Genomic DNA, 18,563 nt, shown 5'->3' with positions numbered 1-18,563 from the left:
GGGCCACAGGCGGGCGGCCCCCTCGGGGGGCAGGGAGCTACACCCAGTGAGCGACCGTGGGGGCCAAATCAACTGCCGAGAAACTCACCAATCGGCTTCAGGTCATCAATGCGGTCACAAATCGACTTGACAATCATCAGGATGGGAATGCCCAGCAGCAGCCCCCACACCCCCCAGAGCCAGCCCCAGGCGAGCAACCCCACGAACACGGCCACCGGGCTCATGCGGCTGGCGCGGCTGGTAAGCCACGGAGTCAGCAGGTTGCCCACAATGGTGTGAATGACCAGCGAAGCCCCGCCGACGGCCAATGCCATGTTGAGGGAGCCAAACTGCATGAAGGCCACCAGGGCGGAAGACGCCGCCGTAACCAGCGAACCCACATAGGGCACCAGGTTCAGCACGGCCGCCGCAACGCCCCACACAGCGGGGTTTTCCAGGCGCAACGCCCACAGCGCAAGCCAGGTCAGTACGCCGACCAGCGCGCTGGTCAGCAACTGCACCTGCAGGTAGCGCTGGATCTGGTCCGTGATTTCGTTGAGCGCCTGCAGCGTGATTTTTTTGCTGCTGATGCTTGAGCCTGCAAGCTTGATCAGCTTGCGCCGGAAACTGTCGCCGGAAAGCATCAGGAAGTAAGTGAAGAACACCACCACGGTGGCCTGGCCGATCAGCGCAATCAACCCGATGGTGCCCGACCAAAGATAATTCTTGATGTTGAAACGGGCGGGCTCCACCACGACTCGCATCGCCCCCCGCGTGGTGCTGCTTGCCGCGCTTTCCTGCGCCGCCTGTTCAAGCTGCGCGGCGGCTTTTTGCACGGTTTCCAGTGCACTGTCGGACTGGTTGGTCCGCACCTTCACGGCTTGGCGGAACTTCTGCGCGGCGGCGGGCAATGCCTCCAGCAACTGGGCTGCTTCATCGCTGAGCGAATAAGCCGTGGCGCCAATGCCGCCCACCATGGTCAGCAACACCACTGCCGCGCTCAACCAGCGTGGAACACGCTTTGTTTCGAACCAGTTGACCACGGGCGAAAAAGCATAGCTGAACAGGACGCCCAGCATCACGGGGATGAAAACGGCCTTCGCCCAGTGCAGCACAAACAGGCAGGCCAGGCCCGCCAGCACCACCAGTGACATGCTGCGGATATCAACGGGCGCCTGAACATGCAGCTGTTCAGGCTCACCGGGCGCCACCGGCGCTTGTGCGCGCACTACGCGCTCGGCATGGTCTTCTGTCATGTGTCCCTCGTCTCCGTTTTTTACCCAGGCAGCCGCCGGACTGCTTGGCGCAAAACCGGTGGTACTCAGGTATTGCAACCGACGCGGCCCGGAAAATCTGTAGGACGCTTTCGCTGGAACCGCCGCCGGGGCCCGGTTTACGCGGGCGCGGAACCGCAAGGGCTGTCCGCTGCGGCAATCATCCAGCCGAAAGGCCTGGCCTGACAGGCTCAGGCCGCGATGGCCTCCCGAACAGCGCTGAGCTGCCGCCGGGACACGGCCAGCAACTCGTCAATGCCGTTGAGCCGAACCGCCCAGCCTTCGCCTTCTTCCGGATCAAAGTGTTTTTCCAGTGCGCGTACGGCGCGGCGCGCAATCAGCGCGTTGCGATGGATACGCATGAAACGGGCTGCATGGCGTTCTTCCAGTTCGCTCAGGGAACCATCGAGGATGTAGCTGCGGCTGGCGGTACGCACAGTGATGTACTTGAGCTCGGCCTTGAAATACAGCACCTCGGCCAGCGGAACGCGTTCGGTGCGGCCGCGGTCCTGGATGATGAGCATCTCCTCGGCCGTGTCGGGCCCGGATGCCCGGGCGGATTGACCCAAACGCTCCACTTTCTGCAATGCCTGCTGCAGGCGTTCCAGGCGCACCGGCTTCGTGAGGTAGTCGACGGCCTCCAGTTCAAAGGCCTGTACGGCATGCTCGGAATGGGCCGTGACAAACACCAGGGCGGGCGGCTGCGCCAGCGAGGCAATGGTGCGGGCCAGCGTGATGCCGTCAACGCCGGGCATGCGGATGTCCAGCAGCACCGCATCGAAGGGTTCACGCTGCAAGGCCTTCATGGCCTGAACAGCATCCGCGGCTTCAGCGGCCGCCACTGCGGCCGGGGCGGTACAGTCGCCCAGCAGGGTGCGCAGGCGCGAGCGCGCCAGGGCTTCATCGTCAACCACCAATACCTTGAGCGTCATGCGGGGATCTCCAGTCGGACCTGAAATATGCCGTCCTTGAACACGGTCTTGAATTTCGCCTCGACATCATGCAGCAGCGCCAGGCGTTCCCGCACATTGGCCAGCGCCAGCCCATGGCCGCGCTCACCGGCACCTGCGGGGGTTGAATTGGTCACCTTGATCACCACCGTGCTGCCACGCCGAAGGGTGGATATTTTCAACTGCGCACCGCTGGCGCTGGGTTCCACGCCGTGCCTCACGGCGTTTTCCACCAGCGGCTGTAACAGCAGCGGCGGCAGCTTGGCCTGGTCTGCTGCTGCGTCCAGGTTCCATTGCACCTGCAGGCGCTCACCAAAGCGGACTTGCTCAATGGCAAGGTAACGTTGCGCCAGCGCGATTTCCTGGCCCAGCGTCACGGATTCGGCCGGATCGGCCAGTGCATGGCGAAACAGCTCGCTCAGGTCTTCCAGCACCGCCTCGGCCTTGGCGGGTTCGGCGCGCACCAACGCAATGGCGCTGTTCAGCGTATTGAAGAGAAAATGCGGCCGAATGCGCGATTGCAGTTCGGCAAGACGTGCAGCCGTGGCTGCGGGCGTCCGGGCCTTGGCCCGCCAGAACAGCCCCGCCAGAATCATGGCCGACAACAAGGCTCCCGCCGCCGCACTGGCCCACCAGGGGGCTGGCTGGAGCAGGCCTAGCAAAGCCAGCAAGCCGCAACCGTACAACCCGGACAACACGCCCAGCACAATGCCCGCCACCCACTGGCGCGAGAGCGCCAGCCGGTTCAGCCGCGCTTTCAGGGCACACACCGCAATCAGCCAGGCCAGGGTCGCGGGCAGCACACCACTGGTGAGCAATGAAAAACTCAGCAGCCAGTCCAGGGGTTCGCGCGCACCGAACATCACGCACACGCCGGTCACCGCTTCCACGAACAGTACGACGCGTAAAACCACACCGACATGGCAGGCATCGAACATGTTGGTGCGTGAAGCGCCGAGCGGCGCTGCTTCTTCATCGCCCGGAATGAAGCTGCCCAGCAAGGTCGATTCGCTGAAATTCTTCAGGTCGGGTACGGGCTTCATGAGGTGGGAAACGTCGATAGGGTGGAAAAAGGATCAGCTGAGGCAAGGAATGGGAAGGGTTTCCCCAGTAGTCCGGCACCCAGATAAAATCACAGGGACGAGTATTGCACCGCCCAGGGCCGTTCGGCCATGGGTTAAAACACTATTTAGGCCCGGCCGGCTGCGCAACTGCCCGAAATGGCGTGCTTACCCCACAGTCGAGCCAATGACTGCCTCAAGAAAGCCCTGACGTGAACCAATTCGACAAAAAGTCCCAAGCCTGGTCTGCCCTCTTTTCCGAGCCCATGAGCGACCTGGTGAAGCGTTATACGTCCAGCGTGTTCTTTGACAAGCGCCTCTGGCAAGCCGATATTGCCGGCTCGCTCGCCCATGCAGAGATGCTGGYCGCGCAGAAAATCATCCCAGCAGCCGACTACGCCAGCATCCAGAAGGGCATGGCGCAGATCACCAGTGAAATTGACTCCGGCGCCTTTGAATGGAAGCTGGACCTTGAGGACGTGCACTTCAACATCGAGGCGCGCCTGACCCAGCTGGTCGGCGACGCCGGCAAGCGCCTGCACACCGGCCGCAGCCGGAACGACCAGGTCGCCACCGACGTGCGCCTGTGGCTGCGCGGCGAGATCGACCTGATCGGCGGGCTGCTGACGGACCTGCAAAAAGCGCTGGTCGACATCGCCGAGAAAAACGTGGAAGTCATCCTGCCCGGCTTTACCCACCTGCAGGTGGCGCAGCCGGTGAGTTTTGGCCACCACATGCTGGCGTATGTCGAGATGTTCAGCCGCGACGCTGAACGCATGCTGGAAATCAGGAAGCGCGTGAACCGCCTGCCGCTGGGCGCCGCCGCGCTGGCCGGCACCAGCTACCCGCTGGACCGCGAACGTGTCGCCAAAACGCTCGGCATGGTCGATGAGGCCGGCCAGCCACAGGTCTGCCAGAACAGCCTGGATGCGGTAAGTGACCGCGACTTTGCGATCGAGTTCACGGCCGCCGCATCGCTCGCCATGGTGCACATCAGCCGCATGAGCGAAGAGCTGATCCTGTGGATGAGCCAGAACTTTGGCTTCATCCACATTCCCGACCGCTTCACCACCGGCTCGTCGATCATGCCGCAGAAGAAAAACCCCGACGTGCCTGAGCTGGCGCGCGGCAAGACAGGCCGTGTGGTCGGCCACCTGATGGGCCTGATCACATTGATGAAGGGCCAGCCCCTGGCCTACAACAAGGACAACCAGGAAGACAAGGAGCCGCTGTTCGACACCGTCGATACGCTGAAAGACACGCTGCGCATCTTCGCCGAGATGGTGGCCGGCATCACCGTCAAGCCCGAAGCGATGGAGAAAGCCGCGCTGCGCGGCTACGCCACCGCCACCGACCTGGCCGACTACCTCGTGAAAAAAGGCCTGCCTTTCCGCGATGCCCACGAAACCGTGGCGCATGCCGTGAAGGCGGCCACAACCCACGCGGTGGACCTGTCCGAACTGCCGCTGGCCGTGCTGCAGGAATTCAACCCCAGTATCGAAAAAGACGTCTACGATGCCTTAAGCCTGCGCGGCTCGCTGAACGCCCGCAACATCCTGGGTGGCACGGCGCCGGCGCAAGTCAAGGCGCAGATCGCAAGGCACCGGGCGCGTCTGGCCTAAGCCACGGCTAAGGTGTGCTTTGTAGAGTCAGCAACTGCGACGGACTCAACAATGCAATTACCGCCAACCAGCAATCCCGGACCAGAAGAGGCCGCTGGAACTCTTCAAGCAAGCATGAGCCGCGGAACCGGCTTTGCCGGGCCGCAGGCGGGCGGCCCCCGAGGGGCTGGAGCCCGCGGCTCCAAGCCTGCCTGCGCAGGCTTGGACGGGCGACAGAGGCGAAGCGTCTCGCGAGCCGCGGCCTGCAAGGCCTCGGGACCTACACGCAGTGAGCGACCGTGGGGGCCCAACTAATGCGTCTGCTATTGGTTGAAGACGACGCGATGATCGGCGAAACCGTGCTGCAGGTGCTGCGTACCGAGCATTACGCGGTGGATTGGGTACGTGATGGCCGCATGGCCGACGAGGCCCTGAACACCGAACAGTACGACCTGGTGCTGCTGGACCTGGGCCTGCCCAAGCGCGATGGCCTGGAAGTGCTTCGTGCCTTGCGGGCACGCCGCAACACTACCCCGGTGATGGTGGCCACGGCGCGCGACGCTGTGGGCGACCGCATCGCCGGGCTGGATGCCGGCGCCGACGACTACGTCGTCAAACCCTATGACACCGACGAGCTGCTGGCCCGCATACGCGCCCTGATACGCCGCAGCGCCGGACGGGCCGAACCGGTGTTTGAACACAAGGGTGTGAGCCTGAATCCGGCCACGCGCGAAGCCAGCCTCAACGGCCAGCCAGTGTCGCTTTCAGCACGTGAATGGGCGGTGCTCGAACCGCTGCTGGCGCGTCCGGGCGTGGTGTTTTCACGTGCGCAACTTGAAGAAAAACTCTTCAGCTGGAAAGATGACATCAGCAGCAACGCAGTCGAGGTGTACATCCACGGTGTCCGTAAAAAACTGGGCAACGACATCATCCAGACTGTCCGTGGGCTGGGTTATCTGGTGCCCAAACAATGAAGAAACCGGCAAGTCATTCCTTGAGGAGACGGCTGCTCTGGTTCGTGCTGGCCGCCATCTTCCTGGCCGCCTTGCTGCAGGCAGCCACAGCCTACCGCGGCGCCTTGCAGCAGGCAGACGCGATGTTCGACGACCACCTGCAGCAGATGGCGCGCTCGCTGCGCAGCGGCATTCCGCTCAATGTCCCGCTCGACGAAGCCGACGAGGACGACCGTTTTGAGGTGTATGTGCAGATCTGGGGCCAGGACGGCACGCAGATCTTCCGCTCGACCCGCTCGGCCCTTCCACCGCGCGCGGTGCTCGGTTTTTCAGATGTCGAAGCGCACGGCAACCGGTACCGCGTTTACACCTTGCAGACCGCGCTGCAAACCGTGCAGATCGCGCAGGACCTGGATGCGCGATCAGCGCGCGCGCGCACGCTGGCCTTGCGCGCCGTGCTGCCTTTTGCCTACCTCACTCCGCTGCTGATGCTGGCCGTGTGGTGGGTTATCAGCCGCTCGCTGGCACCCATCGAGCGCGCCCGGCGGCAGGTGGCGGGGCGCCTGGCCGACGATCTGTCGCCGCTGGCCAACGATGGCCTGCCTGACGAAGTGCGGCCGCTGGTGGAAGAGCTGAACCTGCTGTTTGGCCGGGTGCGCGGAGCCTTCGAGGCGCAGCGGCATTTTGTGGCCGATGCGGCGCACGAGCTGCGCTCGCCGCTGACGGCGCTCAAGCTGCAGGCGCAAGCCCTGCGCCGCAACAATGACGAGCCCGCCGCGCGGGAAGCTGCCATTGCACGCCTGAACCAGGGCATAGACCGGGCGATACGGCTGGTCGAGCAGCTCCTGGTGCTGGCGCGCGAGGAAGCTGGTGGCACGGCGCAGGCATCCGCCCCCGCCCCGGTGGACCTGAGGTCCATCGTGAAGCTGGCCGTGGCTGACGTATTGCCGCATGCGGGCCACAGGCAAATCGATCTGGGCCTGGCCGGCAGTGAGCCGCTGCAGCCGGTGGAGGTCAACGGGAACGGCGAGGCCCTTCGCATCTTGCTGCGCAACCTGCTGGACAACGCCGTCAAATACACACCGGTGGCGGGCCGCGTCGATGTGTCACTGGACTTGCAGGACGGCCGGCCGGTGCTGACCGTGGAAGACAGCGGCCCGGGCATTGCCGAAGAAGACCGGCACCGCGTGTTTGACCGCTTCTTCCGCGCCGCCAGCGTCGCAGCCACAGCAGGCGCACCGGCCGAGTCGGCTGGAGCCCTGATTTCCCCTGAAACCGGCAGCGGCCTCGGGTTGGCCATTGTCAGGGTCATCGCGGAGCGCCATGGCGCGGCGCTGCGGCTCGGCACCTCGGAGCGGCTGGGCGGGCTGCGGGTCGAGGTCCGGTTTCCGGCGCCCGGCACCACCGCCTAGCAACTGCCATTTGCTACTTTTTCCATAGCTTCTTGCGCGCGTCCAGCCTAGGTTTCAGGCACTTTTATCAAAATTTCTTCCTGAGCCACCGCCCGCTTCCTGCCCTGAAAACTTAAGCCTCACCTAAGGCGGGCGCCCCATAGTTGTACCCATCGGCACCGGTGTGTGCCCTCAACGCAAGGAAGCCTGTCCATGAAATCTGAAGCATTGAAAAATACCCGGCTCGTCACCGCACTCCTGGCTGCGGGCGCCATCGGTGGCGCCGGCGTCAGCGCACTGAATGCCGTGCACCCCGCCGCTACGGCGGCCGTTCCTCCGGCCATTACCGCCACCACCACAGCCCCGGCACCCATGGCCCTGCCCGACTTCTCGCAGATCACCGAACGCTACGGCCCGGCGGTCGTCAACATCAGCGTGACCGGCACCACTAAAGTGCGCGGCGACTCACCGCTGGCGCAGGACGATGGTGATGACGACGACTCACCTTCCGGCGATCCGTTCTTTGAATTCTTCAAACGCTTCCAGCAGGGCCCGGGCGCGCGTGGCCGCAGCGGCCCGCAGCAGGAAATGCCCACACGCGGCCAGGGTTCGGGATTCATCGTCAGCCCTGACGGCATCATCCTGACCAACGCCCATGTGGTGCGCGATGCGAAAGAGGTCACCGTCAAACTCACCGACCGGCGCGAGTACCGTGCCAAGGTGCTGGGCGCAGATCCCAAGACCGACGTGGCCGTGCTGCGCATCGACGCCAAAAACCTGCCCGTGGTGACACTCGGCAAGATCAGCGAACTCAAGGTCGGTGAATGGGTGCTGGCCATCGGCTCGCCCTTCGGGTTTGAAAACACCGTGACCGCCGGTGTGGTCAGCGCCAAGGGCCGCTCACTGCCCGACGACAGTGCTGTGCCCTTCATCCAGACCGACGTGGCCGTCAACCCGGGAAACTCGGGCGGTCCGCTGTTCAATGCCCRCGGCGAGGTCGTGGGCATCAACTCGCAGATCTACACCCGCAGCGGCGGCTACCAGGGCGTCTCGTTCGCGATCCCGGTCGACGTGGCGGTCCGCATCAAGAACCAGATCGTGGCCACCGGCAAGGTCGAGCATGCGCGGCTGGGCGTGGCGGTGCAGGAAGTCAACCAGTCCTTTGCCGACTCCTTCAAGCTGGACAAGCCCGAAGGCGCACTGGTCTCCAGCGTGGAAAAAGGCGGCCCGGCAGACAAGGCCGGACTGCAGTCGGGCGACGTGATCCGCGGCGTCAACGGCCAGCCCATCGTGTCCTCAGGCGACCTGCCCGCGCTGATTGGCCTGGCTGCGCCTGGCGACAGTATCCGGCTGGACATCTGGCGGCAAGGCGCCGCCAAGGTGATCACCGCGCGGCTGGCCAGCGCCGACGAGAAGACAGCCCAGGCCGCCGCCAAAAAAGACACGCCCAACCAGGGCAAGCTGGGTCTGGCCCTGCGTCCGCTGCAGCCCGAAGAGAAGCAGGAAGCCGGCGTGGACAATGGCCTGGTGGTCCAGCAGGCGAGCGGCCCGGCGGCCATGGCCGGGGTGCAGGCCGGCGATGTGCTGCTGTCCATCAACGGCGTCCCGGTGAAAAACATCGACCAGGTGCGCGCCACCGTGGCCAAAGCGGAGAAATCCGTGGCGCTTCTGATACAGCGGGGCGACAGCAAAATTTTTGTGCCGGTGAATTTCGGCTGACCACCGGACGACGGGGCCTCTGCTTTTTTGCCAGAGGCCCTCTGAAAAATCACATCAGCGGGCCCAGGCCCGCTTTTTTTGGGCCGTTTTTCGCCACCCCGCGGGACATTTTGTTACATCCAGATCGGCTACGCTTGGCCTCCCGAAGGAGAGGAAAACGTGAGCCCAACAATGAAAAAAGCCGCACTGGCACTGATCGCGGCTGTCTCGCTGCATGCCCATGCCCTGCAAATCACCAGTCTTTCGCCGCAAGGCGAAGTCGCGCGTGTCAGGCAAATCGTTGCCAAGTTCGACGAAGGCGCCGTCAATTTCGGTGACCCCAAGGCGCCGGCACCGCTGTCGCTGAGCTGCAGCGATGCGCAGGCCACCAAGGGCTCCGGCCGGTGGATCAATGAACGCGAATGGGCTTTCGAATTTGAAAACGACCTGCCACCCGGCGTGAGCTGTTCGGTGCAGGTGGTCAGCACTTTCAAGTCGCCCAAAAGCCAGCCCGTGGGCGGCTCCACCTCCTACAAATTCAACACCGGCGGCCCATTCATCCAGAACCTTCGACCCGGCACTTACGAGCGCATCGACGAAGAACAGTACTTCGTGCTGCAGTTCAACGGTGCCGCCACACTGGCCAGCGTTCGCGAGAACGTCTGGTGCAACGTGGAAGGCCTGGGTGAACGTGTTCCTGTCAAGCTCATCGACGGTAACGAGCGCAACGAACTGCTCAAGTCGCTGGGCCTGGAAAAGGCCGCAGCGCAGGAGCCGCTGCGCTACGCCACCCTGACCTGCAACCGGCGCCTGACATCGGCCGCCAAAGTGCAACTGGTGTACGGCAAGGGCGTCACCACACCGAGCGGCATACCCAACTCAGTGGAAAAACGCTACAACTTCCAGGTACGCGAGCCATTTGCGGCCAGCTTCACCTGCGAACGCGAAAACGCCCAGTCGGCCTGCCTGCCGATGCGGCCCATGACCCTGAACTTCAATACCCCCGTGCCACGCAAGCTGGCCGAGGCCATTCGCCTGAAGGGTGACAAGGACACGTTCAAGCCCGCCTTCGAGGAAGGCAACAGCGACGGCGACAGCCTCGTTAATGCCGTCACCTTCAAGCCGCTGTTTCCTGAACAGGCGCAGTTCATGCTGGAGCTTCCCAGAGGTTTTAAAGACGCCTCGGGCCGCACGCTGCGCAATGCCGACAGCTTCCCGCTCAAGGTGGGTACCGGTTCCATGCCACCGCTGGCCAAGTTTGCCGCCTCTCCCTTCGGCATCGTCGAACGCTTTGCCGAACCCAACACCAAGCCGGGCGACCCGGCCCTGCTGCCTGTCACGCTGCGCAATGTCGAAGCCCTGCTGCCCGTGAAAGGGCTCACCCCCGGCGCGGCCGGGAAGGTCAGCGACCTTCAGCCCCGCACCGACGCCGACATCATTGCGTGGTTCCGCAAGGTGCAGCGTTACGACGACTACCAGGTTTCGCGCAAGGCAGCGGCCGCGGACATCAAGGGGCCGCTACCCAAACCACTCGAATCACGCGACCGCGACTACGTGCAGTCGCGCATGGTGTCGCTGCTGGGCGGTCAGGCTGGCGTGAAGACACTGGACCTGCCCAAGCCCGCCGCAGGCAACGACCCGCGCCCATTTGAAGTGGTTGGCATTCCGCTGGCGCCCGGCTTTCACGTGGTCGAGATCGCCTCGCAAAAATTGGGCGGCTCGCTGCTCGACGACCGTTATGGCAACAGCCGGACCATGTATGTGCGTACATCCGCCCTGGTGACCAACCTGGGCGTGCACTTCAAGCTGGGCCGCGAGAACTCGCTGGCCTGGGTCACCACGCTCGACAAGGGTGCCCCGGTGGCAGGCGCCACCGTGCGCGTCTCGGGCTGCAATGGCGCCGAAATCGCCAAGGCCGTCACCAACGCGCAGGGCATCGCCAATTTCAGCGGCCTGTCTTCCGAGCCCCCACGCTGCCCGGGTAGCGACTCCGCCAATGCGTATTTCGTGAGTGCGCGCAGCACAGTGGCCGGCATTGAAGACCTGGCCTTCACCTGGAGCGACTGGCACAAGGGCATAGAGCCCTGGCGCTTCAACGTGCCGACCAGCCGCGACCCCCTGCCTAACGAACGGGCCCACACGGTTTTTGACCGCACGCTGTTCCGCGCCGGCGAAACGGTGTCGATGAAACACCTGCTGCGCACCGAAACCAGCAAGGGTTTTGGCCTGCCCGAAGGCGCACCCGCCACGCTGGTCATCACGCATGTGGGCAGCGGCCAGCAATACACCCAGCCCATCACCTGGCGCAAGACCGCCACGGGCGGGCAAAGCGCCGAAAACACGTTTGCCATTCCGCCTGCTGCCAAGCTGGGCGTGTATGAAGTGCAGCTCAAGGGCGAACGCGGCAGCCGCGAGCGCAGTTTTTCCAGCGGGCAGTTCCGTGTGGAAGAGTTCCGTTTGCCGGTGCTTGAAGGCCGCATCAATCCTTCCGACAAAAAACCCCTCGTCAATGTGAAGTCCGTGCCAACGGACGTGCAAATCAATTACGTGGCAGGCGGCGGCGCCGTGGGCCTGCCCGTACGGGTGTCCGCGCTGGTGCGCGGCAAGTCCCTGAGCTACAGCGATTTCGACGAGTTCAATTTCTCGCCGCCCAGCACCGGCCGCGGCACCGCCGGCAACCAGGGCGAAGAGGAAAGCACCTCTTCGCAGGACCAGCGTGTGATTGCCGACAAACTGCCGCTGACGCTGGACCGCAATGGCGCAGGCAAGCTCACCATCAACGACATCCCGGAACGCAGGCAGCCGCAGGAGCTGCTGATGGAAGCCACTTATGCCGACCCGAACGGCGAGGTCCAGACCATTCGCAGCACCTCCACCGTCTGGCCTGCGGCCGTGGTGGCGGGCATCAAGACCGAAGGCTGGGTGTCTTCCAGCCAGAAGATCAAGTTCCAGGCGCTGGCGCTTGACCTGACCGGCAAGATCGCCCCCGGCGTGTCGCTTGAGGTGAAGGCTGTAGCGCGCATCACCACCACCAGCCGCAAGCGCATGGTGGGCGGCTTCTATACCTACGACAACAAAACTGAGGTCAAAGACCTCGGCAGCGTTTGCAGCGGCAAGAGCGATTCGCGCGGATTGCTGCTGTGCGAAACCAAACTCGGCGAGCCCGGTGAGGTCGAACTCATCGTGACGGCCAAGGACAAGGATGGCAACACCATCCAGGCCGCCAGCAATGTGTACGTCACCCGGCAGGGAGAACTCTGGTTTGGCGGTGAAGACCACGACCGCATGGACGTGCTGCCCGAGAAGAAAAGCTACCAGCCCGGTGAAACCGCCAAGTTCCAGGTGCGCATGCCTTTCCGGTTTGCCACGGCGCTGGTCGCCGTAGAGCGTGAAGGCATTGTGGAGACCCAGGTGGTGCAGCTCAACGGCCAGGACCCGACCGTGAACCTGCAGATCAAGGAAGGCTGGGGACCGAATGTGTACGTGAGCGTGCTGGCCCTGCGCGGCCGCCTGCGCGAAGTGCCCTGGTACAGCTTCTTCACCTGGGGCTTCAAAGCGCCACGTGAGTGGTGGACGTCCTTCTGGTACGAAGGCCGCGAATACGTCGCGCCTACCGCGCTGGTCGACTTGAGCAAGCCGGCCTTCCGCCTGGGCGTGGCTGAAATCCGCGTCGGCACCAAGGCGCACCAGCTTGACGTCAGCGTGAAAACCGACAAGGAAAGCTATGCCGTGCGCAGCCAGGCCAAGGTCACCATTACCGCGAAGCTGCCCAATGGACAGCCGGCCGCCAATGCCGAAGTGGCGCTGGCCGCAGTGGACCAGGCCCTGCTGGAGCTGATGCCCAACAGCAGCTGGAACCTGCTGGACGCCATGCTGCAGCGCCGCGCCTGGGGCGTGGAAACCTCGACCGCGCAGATGGAAATCATCGGGCGCAGGCATTTCGGCCGCAAGGCTGTGGCAGCCGGCGGCGGCGGCGGACGAAGCAACACGCGCGAACTGCTCGACACCCTGCTGCTGTGGAACCCGAAGGTGCAACTCGACGCCAACGGCCAGGCCGTGGTGATGGTGCCGCTCAACGACGCGCTGACCACCTTCAAGATTGTGGCGGTGGCTGACGCAGGCACCGGCCTCTTCGGCACGGGCCAGACCAGCATCAAGGCCACGCAGGACTTGCAGATCATCAGCGGCCTGCCACCACTGGTGCGCGAGGACGACCAGTTCCGTGCACAACTGACCCTGCGCAACACCACCAAAGTGGCCATGAAGGTGGAAGTGAGCCCGCGCGCCACAATGCTGGACCTGAAACCGCAGACGGTGGACATCCCCGCGGGTGAAGCGCGTGAGGTGGCCTGGATGGTCACCGCACCGGCGCAGCTGGCGCTCACACGCGCCGAAGCCATCCTGTGGGAGATCGAGGCCAAAGACACGATCAGCGGCGCGCGCGACGGCCTCAAGGCACGCCAGCGCATCATCCCGGCCGTGCCGCTGACCGTGCAGCAGGCCACGCTGGTGCAGGTCGACGGCAGCTTCACGCTGGACGTGAACCCGCCGGCCGACGCGCTGCCGGGCCGCGGCGGCCTGAAGATGTCACTGCAACCGAAACTGGCTGAAGGCATGGACGGCGTGCGCGACTGGTTCGCCAACTACCCCTTTGCCTGCCTTGAGCAAAAAACCAGCAAGTCGGTGGGACTGCGCGACAGCAAGCTCTGGCAGACCGTGCTGGCACAACTGCCCAGCTACCTGGACAGCGATGGCCTGGCCAACTACTTCCCGCCGCGCGACGGCGAAGCGAATCGCGGCAGCGATGCACTGACGGCCTACCTGCTGGCGGCCACGCATGAAGCCTCTGGCATCAACCCGGCCTTTGCCCTGCCCGACGATGCGCGCGCCCCCATGGAGCGTGGCCTGATCGCGTTCGTTGAAGGCCGCATCCAGCGCGAGTTCTGGAGCCCGCGCAAAGACCTCGACGTGCGCAAGCTGGCCGCGCTGGAAGCGCTCTCGCGCTATGGCAAGGCGCAGGGCCGCATGCTGGGCAGCATCACGATTGCGCCCAACCAGTGGCCTACGCACGCGGTGATCGACTGGCTCAATATCCTTAAACGCGTGGCCGATGTGCCGCAGCGGGATCAGCGCATCGCCGAGGCCAACCAGGTGCTGCGTTCGCGCCTGTCCTTCCAGGGCACCAAGCTGGTCTTCAGCACCGAGAAGGACGACTACTGGTGGTGGCTGATGACCAACGGTGATGTCAACACCGCGCGCCTGATGCTGGCCGTGATGGACGACCCGGCCTGGAAAGACGACATGGGGCGCCTCGCCAACGGCTTTATCGCGCGCCAGCAAAAGGGTGCATGGCACACCACCACGGCCAACCTGTGGGGCGGCCTGGCCCTCGACAAGTTCTCGGCCAAGTTTGAAGCCACGCCGGTAGCGGGTGTGACCAAGGCGACGCTAGCCGCAGCAGCAGCCAGCGTGGCGAGCGTGGACTGGGCCAGGGTTGACCGCATCAAGACCACCGACGCAGCCGGCGCACCCAACCAGACCACCTTCTTCGGCGCACCCGCCTCGCCCGGCAACCTGCGCAACAACAGCATGTTCCTGCCGTGGGGCAGCGCCGCGAAGGATACGCTGACCGTGACGCACCAGGGCGCGGGCAAGCCATGGCTCACGTTGCAATCCATCGCAGCCATCCAGCTCAAGGCACCTTTCAACGCCGGTTACCAGATCAAGAAAACGATCACCCCGGTGGAGCAAGCCGTCAAAGGCATCTACACGCGCGGCGATGTGGTCCGCATTACGCTGGAAGTCAACGCCAGCGCCGACATGACCTGGGTCGTGATCAGCGACCCGGTGCCGGGCGGCGCAACGATCCTCGGCGGCGGCCTGGGCCGTGATTCCGAAATCGCCACCAGCGGCGAAAAGAAAACCGGCGCAGGCTGGCCGGCATTTGAAGAGCGCAGCTTTGAAGCCTTCCGCAGTTACTACGAATACCTGCCCAAGGGCGTGGTGAAGATGGAGTACACCGTGCGCCTGAACAACGTCGGCGACTTCGCACTGCCGCCAAGCCGGGTCGAGGCCATGTACGCGCCCGAGATGTTTGGCGAGTTCCCGAATGCGCGGGTGAAGGTGGAGGCGGCGAAGTGACGTTTCGTCACGCAAGGACCGGCCTGGCTGCTATATTTTTTATAGCTGCTTGCGCCCGTCCTGCATGGGCTGTAGCCACTTTTGATGAGGTAAAACGCGACTTCAGACCGTCCGACACGCTGATTCTCGACCGCAGTGGCGAAGTCATCCAGCGCCTGCGCACCGACAGCGCCGTGCGGCGCGGCCAGTGGGTGGCGCTGCCCGATGTGTCGCCTGCCTTGCGCACGGCGCTGATCCTGAGTGAGGACAAGCGCTTTTATGAGCACAGCGGCGTGGACTGGCGTGCCGTCTCTGCGGCGGCTTGGGGCAATCTGTGGAACACCAGGACCCGCGGCGCTTCAACCCTCAGCATGCAGCTGGCGGGTTTGCTCGACGAGGACTGGCGCGCCGGTGCGGGTGGCCGCAGCATGGTGCAGAAGGTGGGGCAAACCGTGTCGGCCCAGGTGCTGGAGGCTCGCTGGCGCAAGGACCAGATTCTTGAGGCATACCTGAACCTTGTCCCTTTTCGCGGCGAGATGGTGGGCATTGATGCACTGAGCCGCACCCTGTTCGGCAAGGCGGCCCATGGGCTCGATGAACGCGAGGCGGCGATTGCCGCCGCGCTGGTGCGCGCTCCCAACGCCAAAGCTGTGCAGGTTTCGCAGCGGGCGTGCGGCGTACTGAAAACCATGCAAGCCCCGGCCAAGACCGACTGCGAGGGCCTGGACCTGTTTGCCACCGCCGCGCTGCAGCGCAAGGCATTTGACCCGAGTGAGGGCGTGGCACCGCACCTGGCGCGCCGGCTGCTCGCGGCCCAGGCCGATACCCCCGGTCGTACGGGCGTGCCCCGCAGCCTGGTTTCCACCGCACGCGCACCGCTGCAGCGCTTTGCCGTGCAGACCCTGACCCAACAGCTGCGCGAGCTGCGCGGCCGCCACGTCGAAGACGGCGCCATTGTGGTGCTGGACAACGCCACCGGCGAAGTGCTGGCCTGGGTGGGCTCGTCGGGCGAACTGAGCGGCGCGGCCGAAGTCGACGGTGTGATGGCGCTGCGCCAGCCGGGCTCCACGCTCAAGCCGTTTTTGTATGCAGAGGCGATTGCCGAGCGCCGCATCACCGCAGCGTCGCTGCTCGAAGATTCGTCCTCGCAGATCCAGACGGCCGGCGGGCTCTACATTCCGCAAAACTACGACCGGCAGTTCAAGGGCCTGGTGTCGGCCCGCACCGCACTCGGTGCGTCGCTGAACGTGCCCGCCGTGCGCACGCTGGTGATGGTGACGCCCGACGCTTTTCACAAACAGCTCAAGGCCGTCGGCCTGCCGCTCAAGGAGTCCGGCGACTACTACGGCTACAGCCTGGCGCTGGGCAGCAGCGAGGTGTCTCTGCTGTCCCTCACCAACGCCTACCGCACGCTGGCCAATGGCGGGCGCTACAGCGCGCCTTCGCTGGTGAAAAACCCCAAGCCGGTCTTCAAGCCCGCACTGGATGCGCGGGCCGCCTTCATCGCCACCGACATCATGGCCGACCCGATGGCGCGCGCCCGCACCTTCGGCACCGACAGCATCCTGGCCACGCGCTTCTGGAGCGCCGTGAAAACCGGCACCAGCAAGGACATGCGCGACAACTGGGCCATGGGCTTTTCGCAGCGCTACACCGTAGGCGTATGGGTCGGCAATGCCAGCGGCGCACCCATGTGGGACGTCAGCGGCACCACCGGCGCCGCGCCCATCTGGGCCGCGATGATGAATTACCTGCACAAAGCCGAGGCCAGCCGCGCGCCGCTGCCACCCGCCGGCCTGGTGCAAAGCCAGACCCGTTTTGGTGACCAGGGCGGCACACCGCTGGAAGCATCCCGCAACGAATGGTTCCTGAAGGGCACGGAGCAAACTGTTTTTGCTATGAATTCAGGAGCTGGTGGCGCACGTTCTGAAAGGGCTACAGCACGAAATGGCTTGAAAAAGCCGGCTACCGAACCCGACGCCCCGCCCCGTATCACCGCCCCAGCCTCCGGCACCATCATTGCGCTGGACCCGGACATTCCGCCGAAACACCAGCGCGTCAGCTTCAGCGCCGAAGGGCGCGGCACGCGCTGGCTGATGGACGGCAAGGAGTTTGCGCGCGGGCCCCAGGCGCAGTGGATGCCCTGGCCGGGCCGGCATGTGGTGCAACTGGTCGATGCCGGCGGCAAGGTGGCCGACGAGATCAGGCTCGAGGTTCGCGGCGCCGGTGTGCGCGAAGCCAGTGTGCGCAGCGGCGCGACTGCGGCACGGTGATCTTTCCAGTCCCGGTACCCGACCACGCTGTACCGGCCATGCTTTACCTCCAATCTCCCATGCTTCACCTTCAACGCGTCCCGTCATTTCCTTCAGCGGCTGAAACCCGGCGTTTTCTCTATAGAACGCTGGTTGTTCTGTGGGTGGCGCTGTGCATGCTGGCGGCGGGTGATGCCGTGGCAGCACGGGCGCGTGCCGGACAGACAGACGTGCCGTCCGATGCCGCACAGGCACCCACACCGAGCGATACCGCGCAAATCGCCACGCCCGCCGAGGCCGTGCGGGTGCCCGTCCCGCCCTACAGCGCCCGCGTGCTCGACACCACCGGCACGCTGAACACAGCCCAGGTCGCGGCCTTGAACGAACAGATCCTGGCAATCGAAGCAGACACGCGCGCAGCAGTCGTCGTGTTCATGCTGCCGACCACGGGTGAAGACTCCATCGAGGAATACGCCACGCGCGTGTTCGAGAAATGGAAACTCGGCGACACCCAGCGCGACGACGGCATCCTGATCCTGGTGGCACTGGAGGACAGGCGCATGCGCATTGAGGTGGGCCAGGGCCTTGAGGGCACCGTGCCCGACGTGCTGGCGGGCCGCATCATCGACCAGGACATGAAGCCGCGCTTTAAGCGCAACGACTACGGGGGTGGGTTGGAAGCGGCCGTCAGCCACATCGGCGCGCTGTTGCGGGGCGAGATTGAGCCCCCGGAAGCGAGCCCCCGTGGCATCACGCCCTTTGGCTGGGCTTTTATTGCCGCGCTGCTGTGGGGTTTTGCCGTGGGCATGATTCGGGCGCGCCGCACCTGGAAGTGGCCCGTAACGATCGGCGTCGTCGCCGCGGTACCGGTGGTAGCGGTGGTTGTGCTGAAGAATGTCGCCATCGGAGCCATCCTGCTCTCTTTCCCCGTGCCGCTGGCGTTTGCGCTGGGGTTCGGCTGCGGCCGCTCCCGCACGGTGCGCCTGGTGACGGGTGGTATCGCGCTGGCGATCAGCGCCATGGTCGGCATTGCCTTCGTGGTGGGCTCCGAGCGGTTCGGCTTGGGCCTGCGCTACGCCCTGGGGGGCGGTATAGGCTGTTTGCTGCTCGGCCTGATCGCCATGGGTATGCGCGCGGCCTACAAACGCAGCCTGGTGGAGTTTGCCGTGCGCAGCGCCCTGGTGGCCTGCGTTGTGGGGTATGTGGCGTTTCAGAACCCGCCAGACCTGCTTCTAACTGACTGGGAATCCTGGATGCCGACAGGCATGGCATTCGGGCTGGCGA

General features: G+C 64.7%; 10 protein-coding genes. 7 read left to right on the top strand and 3 right to left on the bottom strand.

Annotation, left to right across the window (positions count from 1 at the left end):
- Positions 1-68: 68 nt before the first annotated feature.
- From AC1D0Z_RS06265 to AC1D0Z_RS06255, 3 genes are all read right to left on the bottom strand, one after another.
- On the bottom strand, positions 69-1,235 hold the full coding sequence (locus AC1D0Z_RS06265; RefSeq protein ID WP_477657377.1) for an AI-2E family transporter: 1,167 nt from the start codon (positions 1,233-1,235) through the stop codon (positions 69-71).
- 209 nt (positions 1,236-1,444) lie between these two features.
- On the bottom strand, positions 1,445-2,185 hold the full coding sequence (locus AC1D0Z_RS06260; protein WP_477657376.1) for a LytR/AlgR family response regulator transcription factor: 741 nt from the start codon (positions 2,183-2,185) through the stop codon (positions 1,445-1,447).
- A complete protein-coding gene (locus AC1D0Z_RS06255) occupies positions 2,182-3,246 on the bottom strand; it encodes a sensor histidine kinase (protein WP_477657375.1) in 1,065 nt (354 codons plus the stop codon). The genes AC1D0Z_RS06260 and AC1D0Z_RS06255 overlap by 4 nt, the downstream gene beginning before the upstream one ends.
- A 230-nt stretch (positions 3,247-3,476) precedes the next feature.
- Between AC1D0Z_RS06255 and argH the strand changes: the two genes are divergently transcribed.
- The 7 genes from argH to AC1D0Z_RS06220 form a co-directional block, all read left to right on the top strand.
- On the top strand, positions 3,477-4,886 hold the full coding sequence (argH, locus tag AC1D0Z_RS06250) for an argininosuccinate lyase (RefSeq protein WP_477657374.1): 1,410 nt from the start codon (positions 3,477-3,479) through the stop codon (positions 4,884-4,886).
- A 293-nt stretch (positions 4,887-5,179) separates the two neighbouring features.
- Entirely contained in the window at positions 5,180-5,839 is a 660-nt protein-coding gene (locus tag AC1D0Z_RS06245; RefSeq protein WP_477657373.1) for a response regulator, read from the top strand.
- Positions 5,836-7,230, top strand: coding sequence for an ATP-binding protein (locus tag AC1D0Z_RS06240; protein ID WP_477657372.1), 1,395 nt, complete (start codon positions 5,836-5,838; stop codon positions 7,228-7,230). Before AC1D0Z_RS06245 ends, AC1D0Z_RS06240 begins: the two co-directional genes overlap by 4 nt.
- A gap of 192 nt (positions 7,231-7,422) precedes the next feature.
- The gene (locus AC1D0Z_RS06235) at positions 7,423-8,928 is read left to right on the top strand and encodes a DegQ family serine endoprotease (protein WP_477657371.1); all 1,506 of its coding nucleotides are present in this window, start codon (positions 7,423-7,425) and stop codon (positions 8,926-8,928) included.
- A 171-nt stretch (positions 8,929-9,099) separates the two neighbouring features.
- Positions 9,100-15,048 (top strand): alpha-2-macroglobulin family protein, encoded by a 5,949-nt coding sequence (locus AC1D0Z_RS06230; protein WP_477657384.1) that lies wholly within the window; start codon positions 9,100-9,102, stop codon positions 15,046-15,048.
- Positions 15,045-17,300 (top strand): penicillin-binding protein 1C, encoded by a 2,256-nt coding sequence (gene pbpC, locus AC1D0Z_RS06225; protein WP_477657370.1) that lies wholly within the window; start codon positions 15,045-15,047, stop codon positions 17,298-17,300. The genes AC1D0Z_RS06230 and pbpC overlap by 4 nt, the downstream gene beginning before the upstream one ends.
- A gap of 59 nt (positions 17,301-17,359) precedes the next feature.
- Positions 17,360-18,563: TPM domain-containing protein (locus tag AC1D0Z_RS06220; protein ID WP_477657369.1), on the top strand; the 1,204-nt coding region annotated here is incomplete at its 3' end.

It is taken from the genome of Polaromonas sp. P1_E3 (genome assembly GCF_056405935.1).
Note: the sequence above shows the minus strand (reverse complement) of the source record. Positions and strands in the feature narration are given on the sequence as shown.